Source organism: Pseudomonas sp. BC42 (genome assembly GCF_021560055.1).
Classification (GTDB): domain Bacteria; phylum Pseudomonadota; class Gammaproteobacteria; order Pseudomonadales; family Pseudomonadaceae; genus Aquipseudomonas.
Genome location: NZ_CP091067.1, coordinates 5,515,127 through 5,537,962, shown reverse-complemented (window position 1 = coordinate 5,537,962; position 22,836 = coordinate 5,515,127). Strand labels below are relative to the sequence as shown.

Annotated in this window: 20 protein-coding genes; 13 read left to right on the top strand and 7 right to left on the bottom strand. The window is 61.5% G+C overall.

The features are described 5' to 3' along the window. Positions 1-69: 69 nt before the first annotated feature. Positions 70-879 (top strand): tRNA cyclic N6-threonylcarbamoyladenosine(37) synthase TcdA, encoded by an 810-nt coding sequence (gene tcdA / locus L1O02_RS25055; RefSeq protein ID WP_060842598.1) that lies wholly within the window; start codon positions 70-72, stop codon positions 877-879. Positions 880-1,002: 123 nt separating this feature from the next. Here the strand turns inward: tcdA and L1O02_RS25050 are convergent, their stop codons facing one another. The 4 genes from L1O02_RS25050 to L1O02_RS25035 all read right to left on the bottom strand — a co-directional run bounded on the left by L1O02_RS25050 (position 1,003) and on the right by L1O02_RS25035 (position 4,068). Next, entirely contained in the window at positions 1,003-1,413 is a 411-nt protein-coding gene (locus L1O02_RS25050) for a SufE family protein (RefSeq protein ID WP_060837756.1), read from the bottom strand. Beyond that, on the bottom strand, positions 1,410-2,615 hold the full coding sequence (locus tag L1O02_RS25045) for an aminotransferase class V-fold PLP-dependent enzyme (RefSeq protein ID WP_060837757.1): 1,206 nt from the start codon (positions 2,613-2,615) through the stop codon (positions 1,410-1,412). Before L1O02_RS25045 ends, L1O02_RS25050 begins: the two co-directional genes overlap by 4 nt. Positions 2,616-2,691: 76 nt before the next feature. After that, positions 2,692-3,726 (bottom strand): 2,3,4,5-tetrahydropyridine-2,6-dicarboxylate N-succinyltransferase, encoded by a 1,035-nt coding sequence (dapD, locus tag L1O02_RS25040; RefSeq protein ID WP_108544466.1) that lies wholly within the window; start codon positions 3,724-3,726, stop codon positions 2,692-2,694. A gap of 33 nt (positions 3,727-3,759) precedes the next feature. Next, positions 3,760-4,068 (bottom strand): arsenate reductase, encoded by a 309-nt coding sequence (locus tag L1O02_RS25035; protein ID WP_230493600.1) that lies wholly within the window; start codon positions 4,066-4,068, stop codon positions 3,760-3,762. 291 nt (positions 4,069-4,359) lie between these two features. Between L1O02_RS25035 and L1O02_RS25030 the strand changes: the two genes are divergently transcribed. Then, on the top strand, positions 4,360-6,006 hold the full coding sequence (locus L1O02_RS25030; protein ID WP_108544468.1) for a Na+/H+ antiporter: 1,647 nt from the start codon (positions 4,360-4,362) through the stop codon (positions 6,004-6,006). A 72-nt stretch (positions 6,007-6,078) separates the two neighbouring features. On the opposite strand, the gene dapC is transcribed toward L1O02_RS25030, so the two are convergent. From dapC to map, 3 genes are read right to left on the bottom strand one after another with little or no spacing between them, the layout of a single operon-like run. Next, on the bottom strand, positions 6,079-7,278 hold the full coding sequence (gene dapC, locus L1O02_RS25025) for a succinyldiaminopimelate transaminase (protein ID WP_060837759.1): 1,200 nt from the start codon (positions 7,276-7,278) through the stop codon (positions 6,079-6,081). Between the two features lie 38 nt (positions 7,279-7,316). Next, the gene (locus tag L1O02_RS25020; protein WP_060842600.1) at positions 7,317-10,019 is read right to left on the bottom strand and encodes a [protein-PII] uridylyltransferase; all 2,703 of its coding nucleotides are present in this window, start codon (positions 10,017-10,019) and stop codon (positions 7,317-7,319) included. Between the two features lie 48 nt (positions 10,020-10,067). After that, the gene (gene map, locus L1O02_RS25015; protein ID WP_047302039.1) at positions 10,068-10,850 is read right to left on the bottom strand and encodes a type I methionyl aminopeptidase; all 783 of its coding nucleotides are present in this window, start codon (positions 10,848-10,850) and stop codon (positions 10,068-10,070) included. Between the two features lie 407 nt (positions 10,851-11,257). Between map and rpsB the strand changes: the two genes are divergently transcribed. The 11 genes from rpsB to lpxD all read left to right on the top strand — a co-directional run bounded on the left by rpsB (position 11,258) and on the right by lpxD (position 22,806). After that, on the top strand, positions 11,258-11,995 hold the full coding sequence (gene rpsB / locus L1O02_RS25010; RefSeq protein ID WP_011059524.1) for a 30S ribosomal protein S2: 738 nt from the start codon (positions 11,258-11,260) through the stop codon (positions 11,993-11,995). A gap of 203 nt (positions 11,996-12,198) precedes the next feature. After that, positions 12,199-13,065 carry a translation elongation factor Ts gene (gene tsf / locus L1O02_RS25005; RefSeq protein WP_060837761.1) on the top strand — a complete coding sequence of 289 codons (867 nt, stop codon included), beginning with the start codon at positions 12,199-12,201 and terminating at the stop codon, positions 13,063-13,065. A 208-nt stretch (positions 13,066-13,273) separates the two neighbouring features. Continuing rightward, positions 13,274-14,017: a UMP kinase gene (gene pyrH / locus L1O02_RS25000; protein WP_011059526.1), complete on the top strand. Its 744-nt coding sequence runs from the start codon at positions 13,274-13,276 to the stop codon at positions 14,015-14,017. Then, positions 14,014-14,571: a ribosome recycling factor gene (gene frr, locus L1O02_RS24995; protein ID WP_011059527.1), complete on the top strand. Its 558-nt coding sequence runs from the start codon at positions 14,014-14,016 to the stop codon at positions 14,569-14,571. The genes pyrH and frr overlap by 4 nt, the downstream gene beginning before the upstream one ends. Before the next feature lie 15 nt (positions 14,572-14,586). Next, positions 14,587-15,342 (top strand): polyprenyl diphosphate synthase, encoded by a 756-nt coding sequence (uppS, locus tag L1O02_RS24990; RefSeq protein ID WP_047302041.1) that lies wholly within the window; start codon positions 14,587-14,589, stop codon positions 15,340-15,342. Continuing rightward, on the top strand, positions 15,342-16,148 hold the full coding sequence (locus L1O02_RS24985; RefSeq protein WP_060837762.1) for a phosphatidate cytidylyltransferase: 807 nt from the start codon (positions 15,342-15,344) through the stop codon (positions 16,146-16,148). The genes uppS and L1O02_RS24985 overlap by 1 nt, the downstream gene beginning before the upstream one ends. Next, positions 16,145-17,335 carry a 1-deoxy-D-xylulose-5-phosphate reductoisomerase gene (gene ispC / locus L1O02_RS24980; RefSeq protein ID WP_060837763.1) on the top strand — a complete coding sequence of 397 codons (1,191 nt, stop codon included), beginning with the start codon at positions 16,145-16,147 and terminating at the stop codon, positions 17,333-17,335. The genes L1O02_RS24985 and ispC overlap by 4 nt, the downstream gene beginning before the upstream one ends. A 48-nt stretch (positions 17,336-17,383) precedes the next feature. Next, positions 17,384-18,736 carry a sigma E protease regulator RseP gene (gene rseP, locus L1O02_RS24975; RefSeq protein WP_060837764.1) on the top strand — a complete coding sequence of 451 codons (1,353 nt, stop codon included), beginning with the start codon at positions 17,384-17,386 and terminating at the stop codon, positions 18,734-18,736. A 74-nt stretch (positions 18,737-18,810) separates the two neighbouring features. Next, the gene (gene bamA / locus L1O02_RS24970; protein ID WP_060842602.1) at positions 18,811-21,198 is read left to right on the top strand and encodes an outer membrane protein assembly factor BamA; all 2,388 of its coding nucleotides are present in this window, start codon (positions 18,811-18,813) and stop codon (positions 21,196-21,198) included. A 45-nt stretch (positions 21,199-21,243) separates the two neighbouring features. Next, positions 21,244-21,747 carry an OmpH family outer membrane protein gene (locus L1O02_RS24965; protein ID WP_016964695.1) on the top strand — a complete coding sequence of 168 codons (504 nt, stop codon included), beginning with the start codon at positions 21,244-21,246 and terminating at the stop codon, positions 21,745-21,747. A gap of 3 nt (positions 21,748-21,750) precedes the next feature. Continuing rightward, complete coding sequence (gene lpxD, locus L1O02_RS24960) at positions 21,751-22,806, top strand: UDP-3-O-(3-hydroxymyristoyl)glucosamine N-acyltransferase (protein ID WP_060842603.1); 1,056 nt, start codon at positions 21,751-21,753, stop codon at positions 22,804-22,806. Positions 22,807-22,836: the final 30 nt, after the last annotated feature.

Here is a 22,836-nt window from a genome sequence, read left to right as displayed (position 1 = left end):
TGTAGCTGGCGGCTTAAAACTTGTCGCTTCCCAGCCCTATAATGCGCGCCGGTTTTTTAGGTGATGGTCATGAGTACAGAAGATCCACGGTTTGCCGGCGTCGCTCGTTTGTATGGCATTGAAGGCCTGGAGCGGCTGCGGGCGGCCCATGTGGCGATTGTCGGGGTCGGCGGTGTCGGTTCCTGGGCGGCGGAAGCCATTGCCCGCTGCGGGGTGGGCGAGATCTCGCTGTTCGACCTCGACGATGTCTGCGTCAGCAACAGCAACCGGCAACTGCATGCCCTGGACAGCACCGTGGGCAAGCCCAAGGTCGAGGTCATGGCCGAGCGCCTGCGCGGCATCAATCCGGACTGCCGCGTGCATGCGGTGGCGGATTTCGTCACTCGCGAGACCATGGCCGAATACATCACCCCGAACATCGACTGCGTGATCGACTGCATCGATAGCGTGAATGCCAAGGCGGCGCTGATCGCCTGGTGCAAGCGGCGCAAGATCCAGATCATCACCACCGGCGGTGCCGGCGGGCAGATCGACCCGACGCTGATCCAGGTCTGCGACCTGAACCGCACCTTCAACGATCCATTGGCCTCCAAAGTGCGCTCCACGTTGCGCCGCGACTATGGTTTCTCGCGCACCGTGACCCGGCATTACAGCGTGCCCTGCGTGTTTTCTACTGAGCAACTGCGTTATCCGAAACCCGATGGCAGCATCTGCCTGCAGAAGAGCTTTGTCGGCGACGGGGTCAAGCTCGACTGCGCCGGTGGTTTTGGCGCGGTGATGATGGTGACCGCGACCTTTGGCATGGTGGCCGCGACCAAGGCGGTGGACAAGATCGTTGCCGGCGTGCGCCGCCCGTCCGAGCGCAGCAAGCCCCTGTAGCCGCTGCCGCAGGCTGCGAGCGGCCCGGCGGGCCGTGGGGGCTTGAGGCCGCTAGGGGGCTGGCGGGAGAGCGCCAGGCAATGTCCTGCGGACCTTTTCGCAGCCTCGCAGGCTCGGCAGCGGCTACAGGGGGCCGGCCAGTTCGTTCATGCGCTGCAGCACCGCGTTCAGGCCGTTGCTGCGCGATGGCGAGAGCTGGCGCGACAGGCCCAACTGATTGAACCAGTCCGCCAGGTCCACCTCGCGCAACTGCTGCGCCGTCAGGCCGTTGACCCGCGCCAGCAGCAAGGCCACCAGGCCGCGAATCAGCCGCGCGTCGCTGGCGGCGGCAAATTGCCAATGATCATTTTCCAGGCTCGCCACCAGCCAGACCTGGCTTTCGCAGCCGTGCACCCGATTGGCTTCGACCTTGTCGGCCTCGCTCAGGGCTGGCAGGCGTTCGCCCCATTGCATCAGCAGGCGTGCCCGCTGTTCCCAGCCGGCAGCGCCCTGGAACACCTGCAGGGCGGCGACGGCATCCGCCGGCAGGCTCATCGCAGCAACTCCAGGGCCTGATCCAGGGCCTCGAAGAAGCGCTCCAGGTCTTCGGAGTCGTTGTACAGCGCCAACGACACCCGGATCGCTCCGGCCAGCCCCAGGCTTTTCATCAGCGGCATGGCGCAGTGATGCCCGGCACGCACGGCAATGCCCTGTTCGGTCAGCAGGTGCGCCAGGTCGGCGTTGTGCACGCCATCGACGACGAAGCTGACCAGGGCCAGTTGCGGGGAGCCCAACAGGCGGATGCCGTTGCGTGCCTGCAAGCCCTGCAACAGATAGGCGTGCAACGCGGCTTCGTGCGCGGCCACTGCCGACTGATCCAGGCCGCCGAGGTAATCCAGGGTCGCACCCAGGCCGATGACCCCGGCAATCGGCGGGGTGCCGGCCTCGAAGCCCAGCGGCGCCGGGCGGAAGCTGGCGTGATGGTAGTCGGCGTTCTGGACCATCTCGCCACCAAACTGCCAGTGGCGCAGCCCCTTGAGCGCCTCGTGGCGGCCAAAGAGCACACCGACCCCGTCCGGGCCGTAGAGTTTATGGCTGGAGAACACATAGAAGTCGCAGCCCAGGGCCTGCACGTCATGGCGGCCATGCACCACGCCCTGGGCGCCGTCGATCACGGTCAGTGCGTCCCGGGCCCTGGCCATGGCCAGCAGCGGGCTCAAGGGCTGCCAGGCACCGAGCACGTTGGACAGCTGACTCAGCGCCAGCAGCCGCGTTCTCGGGCCGATCAGGTGGCCGGCCGCCTCGATATCGATCATGCCGTCGGCATCCAGCGGCAGGACGATCAGCTTGAGTTGACGACGTTCGGCCAGTTGCTGCCAGGGCAGCAGGTTGGCGTGGTGTTCCAGGGCGCTGATGACGATTTCATCGCCCGCTGTGAATTGGTGTTCCAGGCCGTAGGCCAGGAGGTTCAGCGCGGAAGTGGCGCCGTGGGTGAAGATGATCTGTCCGCTGTCACCGGCATTGAGCCACTGGCCGACCTTGCTGCGGCTGTCTTCGAAGGCCTGGGTGGCGTGGGCGCCGGGCAGGTGTTGCGCGCGATGCACATTGGCCGCGCCATTGGCGTAGTAGTGGGCCAGGGCGTCCAGCAGGGCTTGTGGTTTTTGCGTGGTGGCGGCGTTGTCCAGGTACGTCTGGTCCTGGCGATGCAGGGCGGCGATGGCCGGGAAGTCGGCGCGCCAGGGGGAGGCTACAAGCATGGTGGCAGAACTCGTTTGAACAGGCCGGGCGCCGATGATAAGCGCCCGGCCGGTTCCAGTGAAACCGAATCGCTGCTTAGTTGTGAGCGTGCAGCGCTTCGTTCAGCTCGATGGCCGACTTGTGGGTCTTGCACTCCACGGCGCCGGTTTCCGAGTTGCGACGGAACAGCAGGTCCGGCTGGCCGGCCAGTTCCCGGGCCTTGAGCACCTTGACCAGCTGGTTGTTCTCGTCCAGCAGCGCCACCTTGGTGCCAGCGGTCACGTACAGGCCCGATTCCACGGTGTTGCGGTCGCCCAGGGGAATGCCGATACCGGCGTTGGCGCCGATCAGGCAGCCTTCGCCGACCTTGATCACGATGTTGCCGCCACCCGACAGGGTGCCCATGGTGGAGCAGCCACCGCCCAGGTCCGAACCCTTGCCGACGAACACGCCAGCCGATACGCGGCCTTCGATCATGCCCGGGCCTTCGGTGCCGGCGTTGAAGTTGACGAAGCCTTCGTGCATCACGGTGGTGCCTTCGCCGATGTAGGCGCCCAGGCGGATCCGCGCGCTGTCCGCGATGCGCACGCCGCTCGGCACCACGTAGTCGGTCATTTTCGGGAACTTGTCCACCGAGAACACTTCCAGCAGCTCGCCGCGCAGGCGGGCTTCCAGTTGACGCTCGGCCAACTCGCCCAGATCGATCGCGCCCTGGCTGGTCCAGGCCACGTTCGGCAGCAGCGGGAACACGCCGGCCAGGCTCAGGCCGTGTGGCTTGACCAGGCGATGGGACAGCAGGTGCAGCTTCAGGTAGGCCTCTGGAGTGGAGGTCAACTGAGCGTCTTCGGCCAGCAGGGTGGCTACCAGCGGCTTGTGGCTTTCGGCCAGGCGGGTCAGCAGGGCAGCCTGGGTGGCGTCGATGCTCTTCAGCGCATCGGCCATCTGCGCGGCCTGGGCGGTGGTGAAGGTGATGGCCTGGTTGCCTTCGCTGTAGCCGAGGATCGGTGCGACAGCGGCAACGATTTCGGCGGCAGGATTGAGCAGTGGCGATGCGTAGAACACTTCCAGCCAAGCGCCTTGACGATTTTGAGTGCCGACACCGAATGCCAGGCTGAACAGGGTAATGGACATGCAGTTACCTCTTGCGAAATTGAGTGAGCAGGCTTACTTGAGCGCCGCTGCGTAAAGGTCTGGCTTGAAGCCAATCAGGGTCTTGTCTCCGAGATCGAGCACCGGGCGCTTGATCATCGAAGGTTGCGCGAGCATCAGTTCAACGGCTTTCGCCTGGTCGAGATCGGCTTTGCTTTCGTCATCGAGTTTGCGAAAGGTCGTGCCTGCGCGGTTCAACACCACCTGCCAACCGTGCTCGTCGCACCATTGGTTCAGGTGCTCACGGTCAATGCCGGAGGTTTTGTAATCGTGGAAGTCATAGCTGACAGCGTGTTCATCGAGCCAGGTGCGCGCCTTTTTCATGGTGTCACAGGCTTTGATGCCGAAAAGGTGCAACGTTTTACTTGAAGCGGTCAAGGAATTGCCCCCTTTGGAGATGCTGGAGATCAACGGTCACGGATTATGCCACGACCGCAGCGCTTCGGCGCCGGCCTGAAATCGGCTTTGTCGCAGGTTGTTGCGTGGCAGGGTGCGGGGCTTGCGACTTATGTGCAGCGGTCAGCGCCAAGTTTAAGCGGCTAATATGGCACTTCGTCGGCGATTCTCAGCTGAGATGCGTACGATTTTTCCTGTTGAGCCTTGGATTTTCGCTTTATGCAAACCGCCTATACCGTCCTCATCCTGCTGATGCTGGTGAGTCTTTCGCGACTGGTCGGACGGGTGATTCCGCTGCCCTTGCCCTTGCTCCAGATTGTCGCCGGCGCCTTGTTGGCCTGGCCGACCCTGGGATTGCACGTCGCCCTGGACCCGGAGCTGTTCCTGTTCCTGTTTCTGCCGCCGCTGCTGTTTTCCGATGGCTGGCGCATGCCCAAGCGCGAATTCTGGCGTCTGCGGGGACCGATTCTGACCCTGGCGGTGGGTTTGGTGCTGTTTACAGTGGTCGGTGCCGGCTACTTCATTCACTGGCTGTTGCCGACCATTCCTCTGCCGGTGGCTTTTGCCTTGGCGGCCGTGCTGTCGCCCACCGACGCCGTGGCGGTGTCGGCGATTTCCCAGAACCGCCTGCCGACCCCGCTGATGCACATGCTTCAGGGCGAGGCCCTGATGAACGACGCTTCGGGCCTGGTGACCTTCAAGTTCGCCCTGGTGGCGGCCGTGACTGGGGTGTTTTCCCTGGCCAATGCCAGCCTGACCTTTGTTCTGGTGGCGGTGGGCGGGCTGGCGGTCGGCGTGGCCCTGAGCTGGTTGGTGGGGCGCCTGCGGGCCTGGATGATCGCCCGCGGCTGGGACGACCCGGCGACCCATGTGGTGTTCATGCTGCTGTTGCCGTTTGCCGCCTATGTGCTGGCCGAGCGCCTGGGGGCCTCGGGCATTCTCTCGGCGGTGGCGGCGGGGATGATGCAGAGCTGGCTCGACCTGCTGCCGCGCCAGACCAGCACCCGGCTGCTCAATCGCAGTGTCTGGTCGTTGCTGGAATTTGCCTTTAACGGCCTGATTTTTCTGCTCTTGGGCCTGCAACTGCCGGACATCGTCAAGGCCGTGGTCAGTCACGAGACCTCGCTCTGGCCGACCCTGTTCTACCGCTGCCTGGATGTGCTGGCGATCTTCCTGGTGCTGTTGGTGTTGCGCTTTATCTGGGTGCAGAGCATCTGGCGTCTGTCCGGGCTGCTGCGGCGCTGGCGCGGCAAGGGCGAGCTGACCCTGGTGCCCACGGCGCGTTCCTGCTGGCTGCTGACCGTGGGTGGGGTACGTGGGGCGGTGACCTTGGCCGGTGTGATGTCGGTGCCTTTGTTCCTGGGCGCCGGGGAGGCATTTCCCGAGCGTGACCTGCTGATCTTTATCGCCGCCGGAGTGATTCTGCTGTCCCTGGTGGCGGCCTGCATTGCCCTGCCGCTGCTGTTGCGCGGCATTGTGAAGAGCCCCGACGACAAGCGCCGCGGGGAAGTGCGCGATGCCTGGCGCAAGACTGCCGAGGCAGCGATCCATGCCCTGGAGGCCGAGGAGGTGGCCGAAACCAGTGAGGTTCCGGACGCGGCGCAAGCGGCGCTGGCCACCGAGCTCAAGGGACGCTTGATGGCTGAGTACCGGCATCAGTTGGAGGTCTACAACGACTCCGCCGAGGCCCAGGCCCTGGCCTTGCAGATGGACTTGCTGGAGCGCCGCCTGCGGCTCAAGGCCCTGCGTGCGCAACGGCTGGAGCTGTATCGCCTGAGCCGACATCACCAGATCGGTGACGATGTGCTGCGCGAGGTGTTGGCGGACCTGGATTTGAGCGAGGCGAATCTGGGGCAGGTGAAGTGAACGGATGACGCTTTTGCCGGCAAGCCGGCTCCTGCAGGGAAGGTGCAGGAGCCGGCTTGTCGACGAAGGGGCTCAGGCCCGACGCAACACGAAATCGCGAATCCGCTCGGCGGCTTCCACGCACTCCGCCAGCGGCGCGACCAGCGCCATGCGCACCCGTCCGGCGCCCGGGTTGGTGCCGTCCACATCCCGCGACAGGTAGGAACCCGGGACCACGGTCACGTGCTCCTGCTCGAACAGGTCGCGGCAGAAGGCGGCGTCATCCCCGGCCACGTTCGGCCACAGGTAGAAGCTGCCGTCCGGGCGTTGTACGTCCATCACGGGGGCGAGGATCGCCAGCACCGCGTCGAACTTCTCGCGGTACAGCGCGCGGTTGGCGCGCACGTGCACTTCGTCGTTCCAGGCGGCGACGCTGGCCAGTTGGGTCTGCACCGGCATGGCGCAGCCGTGGTAGGTGCGGTACAGCAGGAAACCCTTGAGGATCTCGGCGTCGCCGGCAACGAAGCCGGAGCGCAGGCCCGGCAGGTTGGAGCGCTTGGACAGGCTGTGGAACACCACGCAGCGCTTGAAGTCCTTGCGGCCCAGTTCGACACAGGCGCTGAGCAGGCCCGGCGGTGGGGTCTGCTCGTCGAAGTACAGCTCGCTGTAGCACTCGTCGGCGGCGATCACGAAGTCGTGTTCGTCGGCCAGGGCGATCAGTTTTTTCAGGGTGTCCAGCGGGATCAGCGCGCCGGTGGGGTTGCCCGGGGAGCACAGGAAGAGGATCTGGCAGCGCTGCCAGATCTCGGCCGGTACGGCGTCGAAATCCGGGTTGAAGCCGTTTTCATCCAGGCACGGCAGGTAGTGCGGCTTGGCTCCGGCGAGGAAGGCGGCGCCTTCGTAGATCTGATAGAAGGGGTTGGGGCTGACCACCAGGGCGTCTTCGCCGCGGTTGACCACGGTCTGGGTGAAGGCAAACAGGGCTTCGCGGGTGCCGTTGACCGGCAATACGTTGCGCGCCGGGTCGATCCAGCCGGTCGGCACGCCGAAGCGGCGCTCGCACCAGGCACCAATCGCTTCACGCAGCGCCGGGATGCCCAGGGTGGTGGGGTAGACCGCCATCTGATCGAGGTTGCTGGCCAGGGCTTCGGCGACAAAGCTCGGCGAGCGGTGCTTGGGCTCGCCGATGGACAGGGCGATCGGGCGCTTGTCCGGGTTGGGCGTCACGGTGCCGAGCAGGGCCCGCAGCTTTTCGAACGGGTAAGGCTGCAACTGGTTCAGAGCGTTGTTCATCGGTGCGTTTTCTCACTCAAAGCGGCGGTTCAGACCTGTCAGATGCTCAGGCGGGTCGTTTCGATAGTCGGTTCGTGGCTGACACTCAACTGTTCGACGATCGCATCCTGCAAGCGGCTGCACAGCTGTGGGTCGGAAAGGGGCTGGTTGTGCGCATCGGTAATGAAGAACACGTCTTCCACACGCTCGCCCAGGGTGGCGATCTTGGCATTCTGCAGCGACAGGTCGAACTCCAGGAAGATCTTGCCGATCCGCGCCAGCAGGCCTGGGCGGTCCGGGGCGCTGAGCTCGAGCACGGTCACCGGACGCTGGGCGTCGTTGTGGATGGTCACCTCGGGCTCGAAGGCAAAGTGCTTGAGCTGGCGCGGCACCCGGCGCTGGATGATGGTCGGGTAGTCGTCGGGGTTGCGCAGGGCGTCGGTCAGGCCCTTGCGGATCTGTTCGACCCGCTGCGGGTTGTTGCCGATGGACTCGCCGTCGTTGTCCAGGACGATGTAGGTGTCGAGGGTGAACTGGCTGCTGGAGGTGATGATGCGTGCGTCATGGATGTTCAGGTTGAGCTGGTCCATGGCGGCCACGGTCACCGCGAAGAAGTCGTGCTGGTCCGGGGCGTAGATGAAGATCTGGGTGCCGCCCTCGAACTCGCGCTGGGTGATTTCCTTGATCAGCACCAACGGGCCGCCGTCCGCCGGCTGCTGGAGGATCGCGTCGCTGTGCCAGGCCACATCGCCGGCGGTGTGGCGCAGGAAGTAGTCGTCGCCCAGTTGCGACCAGAGTTGTTCCACTTCGTCCGGGTCGGTGCCGTTGCGCACCAGGATGTCCAGGGCGGCGCTCTGGGTCTGGCGGATCTGCTCTTCGCGGTCCACCGGGTTTTCCAGGCCGCGGCGCAGGGCGCGCTTGGTTTCGGTGTAGAGCTGGCGCAACAGGCTGGCGCGCCAGGAGTTCCACAGGGTCGGGTTGGTGGCGTAGATGTCGGCGACCGTGAGTACGTAGAGGTAGTCGAGGCGGGTCTGGTCGACCACGGTCTGGGCGAAGTCGTGGATCACCTGCGGGTCGGACAGGTCCTTGCGCTGGGCGGTGGTGGACATCACCAGGTGGTTCTGCACCAGCCAGACGATCAGCCGGGTGTCCCACAGAGGCAACTGATGGCGCACGCAGAAGGCTTCGGCATCCACCGCGCCGATTTCCGAGTGGTCGCCGTGGCGGCCCTTGCCGATGTCGTGATACAGGCCGGCCAGGTAGATCAGCTCGGGCTTGGGCAGCTTGCCCATGAGCTTGCTGGCCAGGGGGAATTTCTCGGAGATCGGCGTGTACTGCATCTTGCGCAGGTGCTTGATCAGATTCAGCGTGTGGGCGTCCACGGTATAGATGTGGAACAGGTCGTGCTGCATCTGTCCGACGATGAAGCCGAACTCCGGCAGGTAGCGTCCGAGGATGCCGTAGCGGTTCATCCGCCGCAGGTTGCGGTGGATGCCGATCTCGCACTTGAACAGCTCGATGAACAGGCTGGTGTTGCGGATGTCGTGGCGGAAGTCGTCGTCGATCAGGTGCCGGTGTTCGCGCAGCAGGCGGATGGTGTCGGCGCGCACGCCCTTGATCTCAGGGTGCTGGGCCATCAGCACGAAGATCTCCAGCATGGCGAACGGGGTGCGCTTGAACACGTTGTCGTTGATCGCCTCGATATAGCCGTCATGCAGCTGGAAGCGAGCGTTGATCGGCTGCGGCGGGGCTTCGTCCTCGGGGGCGAGGATCACTTCCTCGAAGTGCTGGATGATCAGGTCGCTCAACTGGGCGATGCTCATCACCACCCGGTAGTACTGCTGCATGAAGCTTTCTATCGACTGCTTGACGTCTTCACCGCTGAACCCCAGCAGCTCGGCGATGGAGCGCTGGTGGTCCAGCAGCAGGCGGTCTTCGGCGCGCCCGGCAAGCATGTGCAGGGCGTAGCGGACCTTCCACAGGAATTCCTGGGAGGAGGCCAGCAGGGCGTTTTCGCTTTCCACCAGGAAGCCTTCGCCGGCCAGGGCTCGCAGGTTCAGGGTGCCGTATTGGCGCCTGGCCACCCAGAGAATGGTCTGGATATCCCGCAGGCCGCCGGGGGAGCCTTTGACGTTGGGCTCCAGGTTGTATTCGGTGTCGTTGTACTTGTGGTGACGGGCCTTCTGTTCGGCGCGCTTGGCCAGGAAGAAGTCCTTGCTCGGCCACATGTGCGCGGTGCTGGTGACGTCCAGCATGCGCTGGCGCAGGTGCTCGGGCCCGGCGATGGTGCGGCTTTCCATCAGGTTGGTGATGACCGTCAGGTCGGCCCGGGCCTCCTCGGCGCACTCGTCCACCGAACGCACGCTTTGTCCGACTTCCAGGCCAATGTCCCAGAGCAGGGTAAGGAAGCGCTCGATGGAGTCGCGAAAGATCTCGTGATCGGCGTTGTCCAGGAGGATCAGCAGATCGATGTCGGAGTAGGGGTGAAGCTCGCCGCGGCCGTAGCCGCCGACCGCCACCAGGGCGATGTCGGCCTCGGTGCTCCAGTTGAACTGGTCCCAGGCCTTTTGCAGGATGTTATCGATGAACCAGGCGCGGTCCTCGATCAGCCGGCGGATTTCCCGTCCGCTGCGAAAGCGGTTGTCGAGCACTTCCCGTGCCTGGCGGATGGCTTTCTTGAAGGCGGCGATGGGGCTGGCCTTCAGTGCCAGTTCCGCCTGGAACTGGCCACGGTCGAAGAGTTCGGGATCCACCTGCGGCATCGATTGGCTTTCCTTTCTATCTATAAGGTCGGGACGCGGCGTTGTGGATCAGGCAGATACCCGGGGGATGGTGTCATCGCTGCGCAGGGTGAAGATTTCGTAGCCGGTCTCGGTGACCAGCAGGGTGTGTTCCCACTGCGCCGAGAGCTTGCGGTCCTTGGTAATGGCGGTCCAGCCATCGCCCAGCACCTTGGTGTCGGCCTTGCCCTGGTTGATCATCGGCTCGATGGTGAAGGTCATGCCGGCCTTGAGTTCCATGCCGGTGCCGGCGCGGCCGTAGTGCAGGATCTGCGGCTCTTCGTGGAATACCTTGCCAATGCCGTGGCCGCAGAATTCGCGCACGACCGAGAAGCCGTTCTTTTCCGCGTGCTTCTGGATCACTTCGCCGATGTCGCCCAGGCGGCAGCCCGGCTTCACCAGTTCGATGGCCTTGTACATGCATTCCTGGGTGATCTGCGACAGGCGCTCGGCCCAGACAGGCACATTGCCGACGTGGAACATGCGGCTGGTGTCGCCGTGGTAGCCGTCCTTGATGACGGTTACGTCGATGTTCAGGGTGTCGCCATCCTTCAGCGGCTTCTCGTTGGGGATGCCGTGGCACACCACGTGGTTGATCGAGGTGCAGATGGACTTGGGGAAGCCCTTGTAGTTCAGCGGGGCCGGGATGGCGCCCTGCACGTTGACGATGTAGTCGTGGCAGATGCGGTCCAGTTCTTCGGTGGTGACCCCGGGTTTGACATGCTCGGCAATCATTTCCAGCACTTCGGCGGCCAGTTTGCCGGCGACACGCATTTTGGCGATGTCCTCGGGAGTTTTGAGGGTGACGGTCATACAGGCTCTCTTGACGCTCAGTGGCGCGATATACACGGAATGGCTTGAAAACCTGCCCCGGCAAGGCTGGCGCCGGGGTGGAAGCAGGAAGGTTTTCGGAAGCCGCAAAGGAGCGATTCTAACAGACGCTCAGCGCAAATCTGAGGTTCTGCTGGCGCTTGTCTCCATACAATGGTGCATTCTGGGCCGATTCCAGCAACAGGGCAAAAACTCCAAGGATCGGCGGATGTGAATCCGGGTTCCGTTTTGCCCCTCGCTGTGGTATAAAATGCGCCGCTTTCCGGGGATGCCCCGAAAAGCCCAAACCCACACACGTGTCGACACGATGACCTGGGTGCCCTCAGCGCAGGCTGTTGGTTGGTCATTGGGATACGTGGAGGCCTAACCCGACTTATTAAGGAACTATCATGTCCCAAGTCAACATGCGCGATATGCTGAAGGCCGGTGTGCACTTCGGTCACCAAACTCGTTACTGGAACCCGAAAATGGGCAAGTACATTTTTGGTGCGCGTAACAAGATTCACATCATCAACCTTGAAAAAACCCTGCCAATGTTCAACGAAGCTCTGACTTTCGTAGAGCGTCTGGCCCAGGGCAAAAACAAGATTCTGTTCGTCGGCACCAAGCGTTCCGCTGGCAAGATCGTTGCTGAAGAAGCAGCACGTTGCGGTTCGCCGTACGTCGATCACCGCTGGTTGGGCGGCATGCTGACCAACTACAAAACCATCCGTGCTTCCATCAAGCGTCTGCGTGACCTTGAAGTGCAAGCAGAAGACGGCACCTTCGCCAAGCTGACCAAGAAAGAGGCGCTGATGCGCACTCGCGATCTGGAAAAGCTGGATCGTTCCCTGGGTGGTATCAAGGACATGGGCGGCCTGCCTGACGCACTGTTCGTGATCGACGTTGATCACGAGCGCATCGCGATCACCGAAGCCAACAAGCTGGGCATCCCGGTCATCGGCGTTGTCGATACCAACAGCAGCCCGGAAGGCGTTGACTACATCATCCCAGGCAACGATGACGCCATTCGCGCCATCCAGCTGTACATGGGTTCGATGGCTGACGCTGTGATCCGTGGTCGCAACAACGTTGCTGGCGGCACCGAAGTGTTCGAAGAAGCTGCAGCACCGGCGGCTGAAGCCTGAGTAACTGACGCTTAGCGTTTACTCAGTACGCAAAAAGGGGGCTTGGCCCCCTTTTTGCCAACTCGAAAATCATTTCGTCGTCGCGCCCCGACAGATTCTGTAATCCGGGGCTGTTATGAAGTGAGTTCGGGGCAGCGCCCAAGAATTGAACGCCCGTTCGATCGGGTGGAATGGTTGAAAACCTATCCAAGAGGATTTTGAAAATGGCAGAGATTACTGCAGCGTTGGTCAAAGAACTGCGCGAGCGTACCGGCGAAGGCATGATGGATTGCAAAAAGGCCTTGACCAAGGCCGGCGGCGACATCGAAAAAGCCATTGATGACATGCGTGCTTCCGGCGCCATCAAGGCTGCCAAGAAAGCAGGCAACGTGGCTGCTGAAGGCGCTATCGCCATCAAGGACGACGGTAAAGCCGCTGTCCTGCTGGAAGTGAACTCGCAGACCGACTTCCTGGCTCTGCAGGACGACTTCAAGGCATTCGTTGCTGCCAGCGTTGAAAAAGCGTTCGCTGACAAACTGACCGACGCCGCTCCGCTGATCGAAGCTCAAGAAGCCGACCGTCTGATCCTGGTGGGTAAGACCGGCGAGAACGTCAACATCCGTCGTCTGGCTCGCGTTGAAGGTGACGTGGTCGGTACTTACCTGCACGGTAACAAGATCGGTGTTGCGGTTGTCCTGAAGGGCGGTTCCGTTGACCTGGCCAAAGACATCGCCATGCACGTAGCGGCAAGCAACCCTGAGTTCCTGCTGCCTTCGCAAGTTTCCGCCGAAGCCATCGAGCGTGAAAAGGGCGTGTTCCTGCAGCTGAACGAAGACAAGATGAAAGGCAAGCCTGCCGAAATCGTCGAGAAGATGATCGCTGGCCGTATCAGCAAGTTCCTGGCTGAAGCCAGCCTGGTTGAGCAAGCCTTCGTCAAGGATCCAGAAATCACCGTAGGTGCTCTGGCCAAGAAAGGCGGCGCTGAAATCGTTTCCTTCACTCGTTTCGCCGTAGGCGAAGGCATCGAGAAGAAAGAAGACAACTTCGCTGAAGAAGTAGCTGCACAACTGGCTGCTGCCAAGCAACAGTAAGACGGTTTTTCAACTGTCGCCCAGAAGAGGCTGCCCGCTCACGCGCGCAGCCTCTTTTCAAATGGGCAGGGCAATTTTGTTGTGTGACCTCGGAACCGGTTTACAAAGTCGTGTTCTGATGGCGCTGTGACAGCGTCAAGCTAGAGTGAACGCAGGCTGAAAACAGCCCGCAAAGAATTTTTAAAATACGCCGCAGGAGAGATTCGCAATGGCTCAGCAGGGCAGTGGTTATCAAGCTCGCTATAAACGCATTCTACTCAAGCTTAGCGGCGAGGCCCTGATGGGCTCGGAAGAGTTCGGGATCGACCCCAAGGTGCTGGATCGCATGGCGCTGGAAGTCGGCCAACTGGTCGGCATCGGCGTCCAGGTAGGCCTGGTAATCGGTGGTGGCAACCTGTTCCGTGGCGCCGCATTGAGCGCAGCCGGGATGGATCGGGTCACGGGCGACCACATGGGCATGCTGGCCACTGTGATGAACGCCCTGGCCATGCGCGACGCGCTGGAACGTGCGAATATCTCGGCCATCGTGATGTCCGCCATTTCCATGGTGGGCGTGACCGATCACTATGACCGTCGCAAGGCCATGCGCCACCTGAACTCCAAAGAGGTGGTGATTTTCGCGGCCGGCACCGGCAACCCGTTCTTCACTACCGACTCCGCAGCCTGCCTGCGCGCCATCGAGATCGATGCCGATGTCGTGCTCAAGGCAACCAAGGTCGACGGTGTTTACACTGCAGACCCGTTCAAGGACCCGCATGCCGAGAAGTTCGATCATCTGACTTACGATGAAGTGCTGGATCGCAAGCTGGGAGTGATGGACCTGACGGCCATCTGCCTGTGCCGCGACCACAAGATGCCGCTGCGGGTATTCAACATGAACAAGCCCGGCGCCCTGCTGAATATCGTGCATGGTGGCGCTGAAGGAACCCTGATCGAGGAAGGCGAACAATGATCAACGAAATCAAGAAAGACGCCCAGGAGCGCATGAAAAAGTCCCTGGAATCGCTGGCGCATGCATTCGGCCAGATCCGTACCGGCAAGGCCCACCCGAGTATCCTGGGCAGCGTGATGGTGCCTTACTACGGTACCGACACGCCGTTGAGCGGCGTTGCCAACGTTACCGTGAAGGATTCCCAGACCCTGCAGGTCGTGCCATTCGAGCGCAACATGCTCGGCGCCATCGACAAGGCCATTGGCAGTGCCGGTCTCAACCTCAACCCGACCAACCTGGGCGAGCTTCTGCTGATCAAGATGGCGCCGCTGACCGAGGAAACCCGCAAAGGCTTCACCAAGCAGGCGCGCGCCGCGGCCGAAGATGCACGGGTTGCCGTGCGCAACATCCGTCGCGACGCCCTGGGCGAGTTGAAGAAACTGACCAAGGACAAGGAAATCAGCGAAGACGAAGAGCGTCGTGGCAGCGCCGAAATCGACAAGCTGATCAAGGACTTTGAAGCTCAGATCGCCAAGGCGACTGAGGAAAAAGAAAAGGACTTGATGGCCGTTTAAGGGTCAGGCGTTTTCATGGAAAAGACCAAGCAGTCCGTGTTGTCCTCGGTGCCGCGCCATGTCGCGATCATCATGGACGGAAATAACCGCTGGGCAAAAAAACGCTTTATGCCGGGTGTTGCCGGGCATAAAGCGGGTGTCGATGCGGTGCGTGCGGTGATCGAGGTGTGCGCTGAGGCCAAGGTCGAGGTGCTGACCCTGTTTGCCTTTTCCAGTGAAAACTGGCAGCGCCCGGCTGATGAGGTCAGCGCCTTGATGGACCTGTTCTTCAAGGCGTTGCGTCGTGAGGCCAAGCGCCTCAACGAGAACAACATCAGCTTGCGGATCATTGGCGATCGTTCGCGCTTCCATCCCGAGCTGCAGGCGGCAATGCGCGAGGCGGAAGCCATTACGGCCGGTCCCGATCGTTTCATCCTGCAGATTGCCGCCAACTATGGCGGGCAGTGGGACATCGCTCAGGCTGCCCAGCGCCTGGCGCGTGAGGTTCAGGCCGGTCATCTGCGCCCCGAGGACATCACGCCGGGTCTGTTGCAAACCTGCCTGGCAACCGGCGATCTGCCGTTGCCGGATTTGTGCATCCGTACCGGTGGCGAGCATCGCATCAGTAACTTCCTGTTGTGGCAACTGGCCTATGCCGAGTTGTATTTCTCCGACCTGTTCTGGCCGGACTTCAAACACGAAGCCATGCGCAATGCGCTGGCCGATTACGCATCTCGCCAGCGGCGCTTCGGTAAGACGAGCGAGCAGGTCGAGGCTGGAGCCCGGGTTTAATGCTTAAACAACGAATCATTACGGCACTGATCCTGCTGCCGATCGCTTTGTGCGGGTTTTTCCTGCTGGAAGGTTCGGGGTTTGCCCTGTTCATCGGTCTGGTGGTGAGCCTGGGAGCCTGGGAGTGGGCGCGCCTGGCCGGTTTCGAGGCGCAGCCGGCTCGGGTCGCCTTCGCCTTGGTGGTGGCGGCGATGTTGCTGCTCATGCACCTGGTGCCGGGCGTTGCTCCTTGGGTGCTGGGCGCTGCAGTGCTGTGGTGGGCGTTGGCGACCTTCCTGGTGCTGACTTATCCACGTACCAGCGAGCACTGGTCGGGCGTCGCGCCCAAGCTGCTGATCGGTCTGTTGATCCTGTTGCCGGCCTGGCAGGGCCTGGTGTTCATCAAGCAGCTGCCACTGGGCAACTGGTTGATCATGTCGGTCATGGTGCTGGTGTGGGGCGCGGATATTGGCGCCTATTTCTCCGGCAAGGCTTTCGGCAAGCGCAAGCTGGCGCCTCAGGTCAGTCCTGGCAAGAGCTGGGAAGGTGTGTATGGCGGCCTGGCCTTGAGCCTGGTGATTACCGCGGTGGTCGGGCTGGTGCGTGACTGGAGTGCCGGGCAGATCCTGCTGGGGTTGCTGGGGGCGGCCATCGTGGTGTTTATTTCCGTGGTCGGTGATCTGACCGAGAGCATGTTCAAGCGTCAGTCGGGCATCAAGGACAGCAGCAACCTGTTGCCGGGCCATGGTGGCGTGCTCGATCGGATCGACAGCCTGACGGCGGCTATCCCGGTGTTTGCGGTACTGCTGTGGATGGCCGGACTGTGAGTGCTGTCCAGCAGGTAACGGTTCTGGGGGCTACGGGCTCCATAGGGCTGAGTACCTTGGACGTTATTGCCCGTCATCCGGATCGCTACCAGGTGTTTGCCCTCACCGGGTTCAGTCGCCTGGCCGAGTTGCTGGCATTGTGCATTCGCCACGTGCCGCGCTTTGCGGTGGTGCCGGAGGCGGCTGCCGCCAGTCGTTTGCAGGAAGAGCTGCGGGCTGCCGGTCTCTCGACCCGGGTTCTGGTGGGTGAGCAAGGTTTGTGTGACGTCGCGTCGGCGCCTGAGGTCGATGCGGTGATGGCGGCGATTGTCGGGGCGGCCGGTTTGCGTCCGACCCTGGCAGCCGTTGAGGCCGGCAAGAAAATTCTGCTGGCCAACAAGGAAGCATTGGTGATGTCCGGCGCGCTGTTCATGCAGGCGGTGGGCAAGAGTGGTTCGGTGCTGCTGCCCATCGACAGCGAGCACAATGCAATCTTCCAGTGCATGCCTGCCGACTTCTCCCGGGGGTTGGGGGCAATCGGGGTGCGACGGATTCTGCTGACAGCCTCGGGTGGTCCGTTCCGTCAGACGCCGCTGGCCGAGCTTGAGCGTGTCTCGCCCGAGCAGGCTTGTGCCCATCCGAACTGGTCCATGGGACGCAAGATCTCCGTGGACTCGGCGAGCATGATGAACAAGGGCCTGGAGCTGATCGAGGCCTGTTGGTTGTTCGATGCCAGGCCTTCACAGGTTGAAGTGGTGGTGCATCCCCAGAGCGTGATTCACTCCCTGGTGGATTATGTCGACGGTTCGGTGCTGGCGCAGTTGGGTAATCCCGATATGCGCACGCCGATCGCCAATGCCCTGGCCTGGCCGGAGCGTATCGACTCTGGTGTTGCGCCGCTGGATCTGTTTGCGATTGCCCGCCTGGACTTCGAAGCACCCGACGAGCAGCGGTTTCCTTGCCTGCGGCTGGCGCGTCAGGCTGCCGAGGCGGGTGGCAGTGCGCCGGCGATGCTCAATGCGGCCAACGAAGTGGCGGTTTCGGCGTTTCTCGAACGGCGCATCCGTTACCCGGAAATCGCGAGTATCATCGACGAAGTTTTAGTCCGTGAACCTGTGGTCGCAGTCAATGAACTCGATGCGGTGTTTGCGGCGGACGCCAAGGCCCGGAGCCTGGCGGAACAATGGTTGCAGCGTAACGGGCGATAGGATGCGCGACCGCGCGAGTGGCGGCGAACAGGATTGCGGAGAAAGTAGATGAGCGCGCTCTATATGATTGTCGGCACCCTGGTAGCCCTGGGTGTGCTGGTCACCTTCCACGAATTCGGCCACTTCTGGGTCGCCCGCCGCTGTGGCGTCAAGGTGCTGCGCTTCTCCGTAGGCTTCGGCATGCCGCTGCTGCGCTGGCACGATCGTCGCGGCACTGAGTTCGTGATCGCCGCCATTCCGCTGGGCGGCTACGTGAAAATGCTCGATGAGCGTGAAGGCGAAGTGGCCGTCGAGGAGCTGGATCAATCCTTCAATCGCAAGTCGGTTCGCCAGCGCATTGCCATTGTTGCCGCGGGGCCGATTGCCAACTTCCTCCTGGCGCTGGTGTTCTTCTGGGGTCTGGCGATGCTGGGCAGCCAGCAGGTGCGGCCGGTTATCGGTGATGTGGAGGCGGGCAGTATTGCGGCGCAGGCGGGCCTTGCTGCCGGTCAGGAAATCGTCGCCATCGACGGTGAGCCGACCACTGGCTGGGCAGCGGTCAACCTGCAGCTGGTGCGTCGTTTGGGTGAAAGTGGCGCGCTGCAGGTGTTGGTGCGCGAGCAGGGCGCGACTGTGGAGTCGCCCCGTCAGCTGGTACTGGACAAGTGGCTCAAGGGGGCTGATGAGCCGGACCCTATCCGCTCCCTGGGGGTTCGCCCATGGCGGCCGGCCTTGCCGCCGGTGTTGGCCGAGCTGGACCCGAAAGGCCCGGCCCAGACGGCTGGCCTGAAAAGCGGTGATCGCCTGTTGGCCCTTGATGGGCAGCCGCTCAATGACTGGCAGCAGGTGGTCGATCGGGTGCGGATGCACCCTGGCAGCAAGATTGTGCTGCAGGTGGAGCGCGATGGCGCTCAGGTCGAGATCCCGGTGACTTTGGCCAGTCGCGGTGAAAGCAAGGCGCCCAGCGGTTATCTTGGGGCCGGGGTGAAGGCGGTAGACTGGCCGCCGGAGATGCTCCGCGAGGTCAGTTATGGTCCGCTGGAGGCCATTGGCGAAGGGGCCCGGCGGACCTGGACCATGAGCGTCCTGACCCTGGAATCACTGAAGAAAATGTTGTTCGGCGAGCTCTCGGTAAAAAACTTGAGTGGACCGATAACCATTGCTAAAGTGGCGGGCGCTTCTGCCCAGTCGGGCATTGCTGATTTCTTGAATTTCCTTGCTTATCTGAGTATTAGCCTGGGTGTTCTGAATTTGTTGCCCATCCCGGTACTGGATGGGGGGCATTTGTTGTTCTATCTGATCGAGTGGGCGCGTGGTCGTCCCTTGTCGGATCGGGTGCAAGGTTGGGGGATACAGATCGGTATCAGCTTGGTGGTCGGAGTCATGCTGCTTGCTCTGGTCAACGATCTGGGTCGTCTGTAACGCTTCGCTGAATTGCGAATCTGCCGCATTTTGCGGCAGTTTGTTTATTGCCAGTTGGAATAAGAAAGGACTTCATGAAACGTCTGCTGCTAACTGCGGTTCTCACCGTATTGATGATCGCCGAAGTTCACGCCGAGTCCTTCACTATCTCCGATATCCGCGTCAACGGCCTTCAGCGCGTTTCCGCGGGTAGCGTCTTTGGTGCCTTGCCGTTGAACGTCGGCGAGCAGGCGGACGACCGTCGCCTGGTGGAATCCACTCGTGCGCTGTTCAAAACCGGTTTCTTTCAAGACATCCAGCTGGGCCGCGATGGCAACGTCCTGGTCATTACGGTAGTCGAGCGGCCGTCGGTTGCCAGTATCGAGATCGAAGGCAACAAGGCGATCTCTACCGAAGACCTGATGAAGGGCCTGAAGCAGTCTGGCCTGGCCGAAGGCGAAATCTTCCAGCGTGCGACTCTCGAAGGCGTGCGTAACGAACTGCAGCGTCAATATGTCGCCCAGGGTCGTTACTCGGCCACCGTTGAGACCGAAGTGGTGCCGCAACCACGCAACCGCGTTGGCCTGAAGGTCAAGATCAACGAAGGTACGGTCGCTGCCATCCAGCACATCAACGTGGTGGGCAACACGGTTTTCCCTGATGAAGACCTGATCGGCCTGTTCGAACTCAAGACCACCAACTGGCTGTCGTTCTTCAAGAACGACGACAAGTACGCCCGTGAAAAGCTGTCCGGTGACCTGGAGCGTCTGCGTTCCTACTACCTCGATCGCGGCTATATCAACATGGATATCGCTTCGACCCAGGTGTCCATCACTCCGGACAAGAAGCACGTCTATATCACTGTCAACGTCAACGAAGGCGAGAAGTACAGCGTTCGTGACGTGAAGCTCAGCGGCGACCTGAAAGTCCCTGAAGACCAGGTCAAGGCGCTGTTGCTGGTGGAGAAGGGCCAGGTGTTCTCGCGCAAGCTGATGACCACCACTTCCGAACTGATCACTCGTCGTCTCGGTAACGAGGGTTACACCTTCGCCAACGTCAACGGCGTGCCTCAGCCGCATGATGAAGATCACACCGTGGACATCACCTTCGTGGTGGACCCGGGCAAGCGTGCCTACGTCAACCGCATCAACTTCCGTGGCAACACCAAGTCCGAGGACGAAGTTCTGCGTCGCGAAATGCGCCAGATGGAAGGTGGCTGGGCTTCGACCTACCTGATCGACCAGTCCAAGACTCGCCTGGAGCGCCTGGGCTTCTTCAAGGAGGTCAACGTCGAGACTCCGGCTGTTCCGGGTGTCGATGACCAGGTTGACGTGAACTACGCGGTGGAAGAACAAGCGTCCGGGTCGATCACCGCCAGCGTCGGTTTCGCCCAGAGTGCCGGTCTGATCCTTGGTGGTTCGATCACTCAGAACAACTTCCTGGGTACTGGTAACAAGGTCAGCATTGGCCTGACCCGCAGTGAATACCAGAGCCGCTACAACTTCGGCTACGTTGACCCCTACTGGACCGCCGATGGCGTGAGCCTGGGCTACAACGCCTTCTATCGCACCACTGACTACAAAGACCTCGACGTCAACGTGGCCAGCTATGCGGTGGACAGCCTGGGTGCCGGTGTCAGCGTGGGTTACCCGATCAGTGAGACTTCGCGTCTGACCTTCGGCCTGACTGCGCAGCAGGACAAGATCAAGACTGGTCTGTACACCGTCGATGAGATTTTCGACTTCGTGAATCAGCAGGGCAGCAACTACCTGAACTTCAAGGCATCCGCCGGCTGGTCCGAATCGACTTTGAACAAAGGTGTGCTGGCCACCCGAGGCCACTCTCAGAGTTTGGTCTTGGAAACCACGACCCCAGGTAGCGATCTGTCGTTCTTCAAGCTTGATTACCGTGGCCAGATGTTCCAGCCGCTGACTGAAAACTACACCATGCGCTTCCATACCGAGCTGGGCTACGGTGATGGCTACGGTTCAACCGACGGCTTGCCATTCTACGAGAACTACTATGCTGGTGGTTTTAACTCGGTTCGTGGTTTCAAGGACAGCACTTTGGGTCCGCGCAGTACCCCGAGTCGTGGTGCCGGTGTAACGGGCAACGTCGGAACTGCAGCCGACCCCGATCAGGATCCGCTACCGTTCGGTGGTAACGTCTTGATCCAGGGTGGTGCCGAACTGTTGTTCCCGCTGCCGTTCGTCAAGGATCAGCGTTCCCTGCGGACGTCGGTGTTCTGGGATGTGGGTAACGTGTTCGATTCCAAGTGCTCGAACGTGAAAAATACCAACGGCATTTCTTCCAAGACGCAGTGCAATGACATCAGTCTCAGCAACCTGGCCAGCTCCGTGGGCGTCGGTGTGACTTGGGTTACGGCCCTGGGTCCATTGAGCTTTGCCCTGGCGATGCCAGTGAAGAAACCGAATAACGCTGAGACCCAGGTGTTCCAATTCTCCCTCGGTCAGACTTTCTAATAGCCTGACCCAAGATAACGACAATGGATTTTGTAGGAGTGCATCGTGCGTAAGTTGACTCAATTGGTTCTCCTGGCCTCCGTTCTGGTCGCGAGCCCGGCGTTTGCCGAAATGAAAATTGCCGTTCTGAACTATCAGATGGCACTGCTGGAATCCGACGCGGCGAAGAAGTACGCAGTGGACGCCGAGAAAAAGTTCGGTCCGCAACTGACCAAGCTGAAAACCCTGGAAAGCAGCGCCAAGGGTATCCAGGATCGTCTGGTGGCCGGTGGCGACAAGATGCAGCAGGGCGAGCGTGAACGTCTGGAGCTCGAGTTCAAGCAAAAGGCCCGTGACTTCCAGTTCCAGTCCAAGGAACTGAACGAAGCCAAGGCTGTTGCTGACCGCGAGATGCTCAAGCAACTGAAGCCGAAGCTGGATAGCGCAGTTGAAGAAGTCATCAAGAAAGGCGGTTTCGATCTGGTCTTCGAGCGTGGCGCAGTGATCGATGTCAAACCTCAGTACGACATCACTCGCCAAGTTATCGAGCGCATGAATCAGCTGAAGTAAGCCATGACCGCGATTATAAAACTCGGCCAGTTGGCCGAGTTCCTCGGCGCCACCTTGCGTGGCGACGCGGAGAAGGAAATCACTGGGCTAGCCACCTTGCAGGAGGCTGGCCCAGCTCAGTTGAGCTTTTTGGCAAACCCGCAATATCGCAAGTACCTGGTGGACTGCCAGGCCGGTGCGGTGTTGCTGAAAGCCGCTGATGCCGAGGCCTATGCCGGCGACGCATTGGTGGTGGCCGATCCTTACCTGTCCTATGCCCGAATTTCCCATCTGTTCGACCCCAAGCCCAAGGCGCCGGCTGGCATTCACCCATCCGCGGTAATTGCCGTTGATGCGCAGGTGGATCCAGCGGCCAGCATTGGCCCGTTTGCGGTGATCGAGAGTGGTGCTCGCATCGGTGCCGGAGTGACCATCGGCGCTCATTGCTTTATCGGTGCCCGCTGCGAGATCGGCGAGGGCGGCTGGCTGGCGCCAAGGGTCACCCTGTACCACGACGTACGCATCGGCAAACGAGTGGTTATCCAGTCGGGCGCGGTGCTGGGGGGCGAAGGCTTCGGCTTTGCCAACGAGAAAGGCATCTGGCAGAAGATCGCGCAGATTGGCGGCGTGACCATCGGTGACGATGTCGAGATTGGCGTCAACACCGCGATCGATCGTGGCGCCCTGGCTGACACCGTCATCGGCAATGGCGTGAAGCTCGATAACCAGATTCAGATCGCCCACAACGTTCAGGTCGGTGATCACACCGCCATGGCCGCTTGTGTGGGGATCTCCGGCAGCACCAAGATCGGCAAGCACTGTATGCTCGCCGGCGGTGTGGGGCTGGTCGGGCACATCGATATTTGTGACAACGTATTCCTCACTGGAATGACCATGGTGACTCACTCGATTACCGAGCCGGGTGCCTACTCTTCCGGTACGGCCATGCAACCTGCTGCCGAGTGGCGCAAGAGCGCGGCACGCATCCGTCAGCTCGATGATCTTGCGCGACGCCTGCGTCAGTTGGAAAAGCGCGTTGGGGGCGTGACCCCTGACGGCAATGCTTCATCAGATGGCTGATACCATTTCCATATCAAGTGTGCACAGCCG

What these genes read in the sequence shown, in the direction of transcription:
- tcdA (WP_060842598.1), top strand. Translation starts at nt 70, where the DNA reads ATGAGTACAGAAGATCCACGGTTTGCCGGCGTCGCTCGTTTGTATGGC.
- L1O02_RS25050 (WP_060837756.1), bottom strand. Translation starts at nt 1,413, where the DNA reads ATGAGCCTGCCGGCGGATGCCGTCGCCGCCCTGCAGGTGTTCCAGGGC.
- L1O02_RS25045 (WP_060837757.1), bottom strand. Translation starts at nt 2,615, where the DNA reads ATGCTTGTAGCCTCCCCCTGGCGCGCCGACTTCCCGGCCATCGCCGCC.
- dapD (WP_108544466.1), bottom strand. Translation starts at nt 3,726, where the DNA reads ATGTCCATTACCCTGTTCAGCCTGGCATTCGGTGTCGGCACTCAAAAT.
- L1O02_RS25035 (WP_230493600.1), bottom strand. Translation starts at nt 4,068, where the DNA reads ATGAAAAAGGCGCGCACCTGGCTCGATGAACACGCTGTCAGCTATGAC.
- L1O02_RS25030 (WP_108544468.1), top strand. Translation starts at nt 4,360, where the DNA reads ATGCAAACCGCCTATACCGTCCTCATCCTGCTGATGCTGGTGAGTCTT.
- dapC (WP_060837759.1), bottom strand. Translation starts at nt 7,278, where the DNA reads ATGAACAACGCTCTGAACCAGTTGCAGCCTTACCCGTTCGAAAAGCTG.
- L1O02_RS25020 (WP_060842600.1), bottom strand. Translation starts at nt 10,019, where the DNA reads ATGCCGCAGGTGGATCCCGAACTCTTCGACCGTGGCCAGTTCCAGGCG.
- map (WP_047302039.1), bottom strand. Translation starts at nt 10,850, where the DNA reads ATGACCGTCACCCTCAAAACTCCCGAGGACATCGCCAAAATGCGTGTC.
- rpsB (WP_011059524.1), top strand. Translation starts at nt 11,258, where the DNA reads ATGTCCCAAGTCAACATGCGCGATATGCTGAAGGCCGGTGTGCACTTC.
- tsf (WP_060837761.1), top strand. Translation starts at nt 12,199, where the DNA reads ATGGCAGAGATTACTGCAGCGTTGGTCAAAGAACTGCGCGAGCGTACC.
- pyrH (WP_011059526.1), top strand. Translation starts at nt 13,274, where the DNA reads ATGGCTCAGCAGGGCAGTGGTTATCAAGCTCGCTATAAACGCATTCTA.
- frr (WP_011059527.1), top strand. Translation starts at nt 14,014, where the DNA reads ATGATCAACGAAATCAAGAAAGACGCCCAGGAGCGCATGAAAAAGTCC.
- uppS (WP_047302041.1), top strand. Translation starts at nt 14,587, where the DNA reads ATGGAAAAGACCAAGCAGTCCGTGTTGTCCTCGGTGCCGCGCCATGTC.
- L1O02_RS24985 (WP_060837762.1), top strand. Translation starts at nt 15,342, where the DNA reads ATGCTTAAACAACGAATCATTACGGCACTGATCCTGCTGCCGATCGCT.
- rseP (WP_060837764.1), top strand. Translation starts at nt 17,384, where the DNA reads ATGAGCGCGCTCTATATGATTGTCGGCACCCTGGTAGCCCTGGGTGTG.
- bamA (WP_060842602.1), top strand. Translation starts at nt 18,811, where the DNA reads ATGAAACGTCTGCTGCTAACTGCGGTTCTCACCGTATTGATGATCGCC.
- lpxD (WP_060842603.1), top strand. Translation starts at nt 21,751, where the DNA reads ATGACCGCGATTATAAAACTCGGCCAGTTGGCCGAGTTCCTCGGCGCC.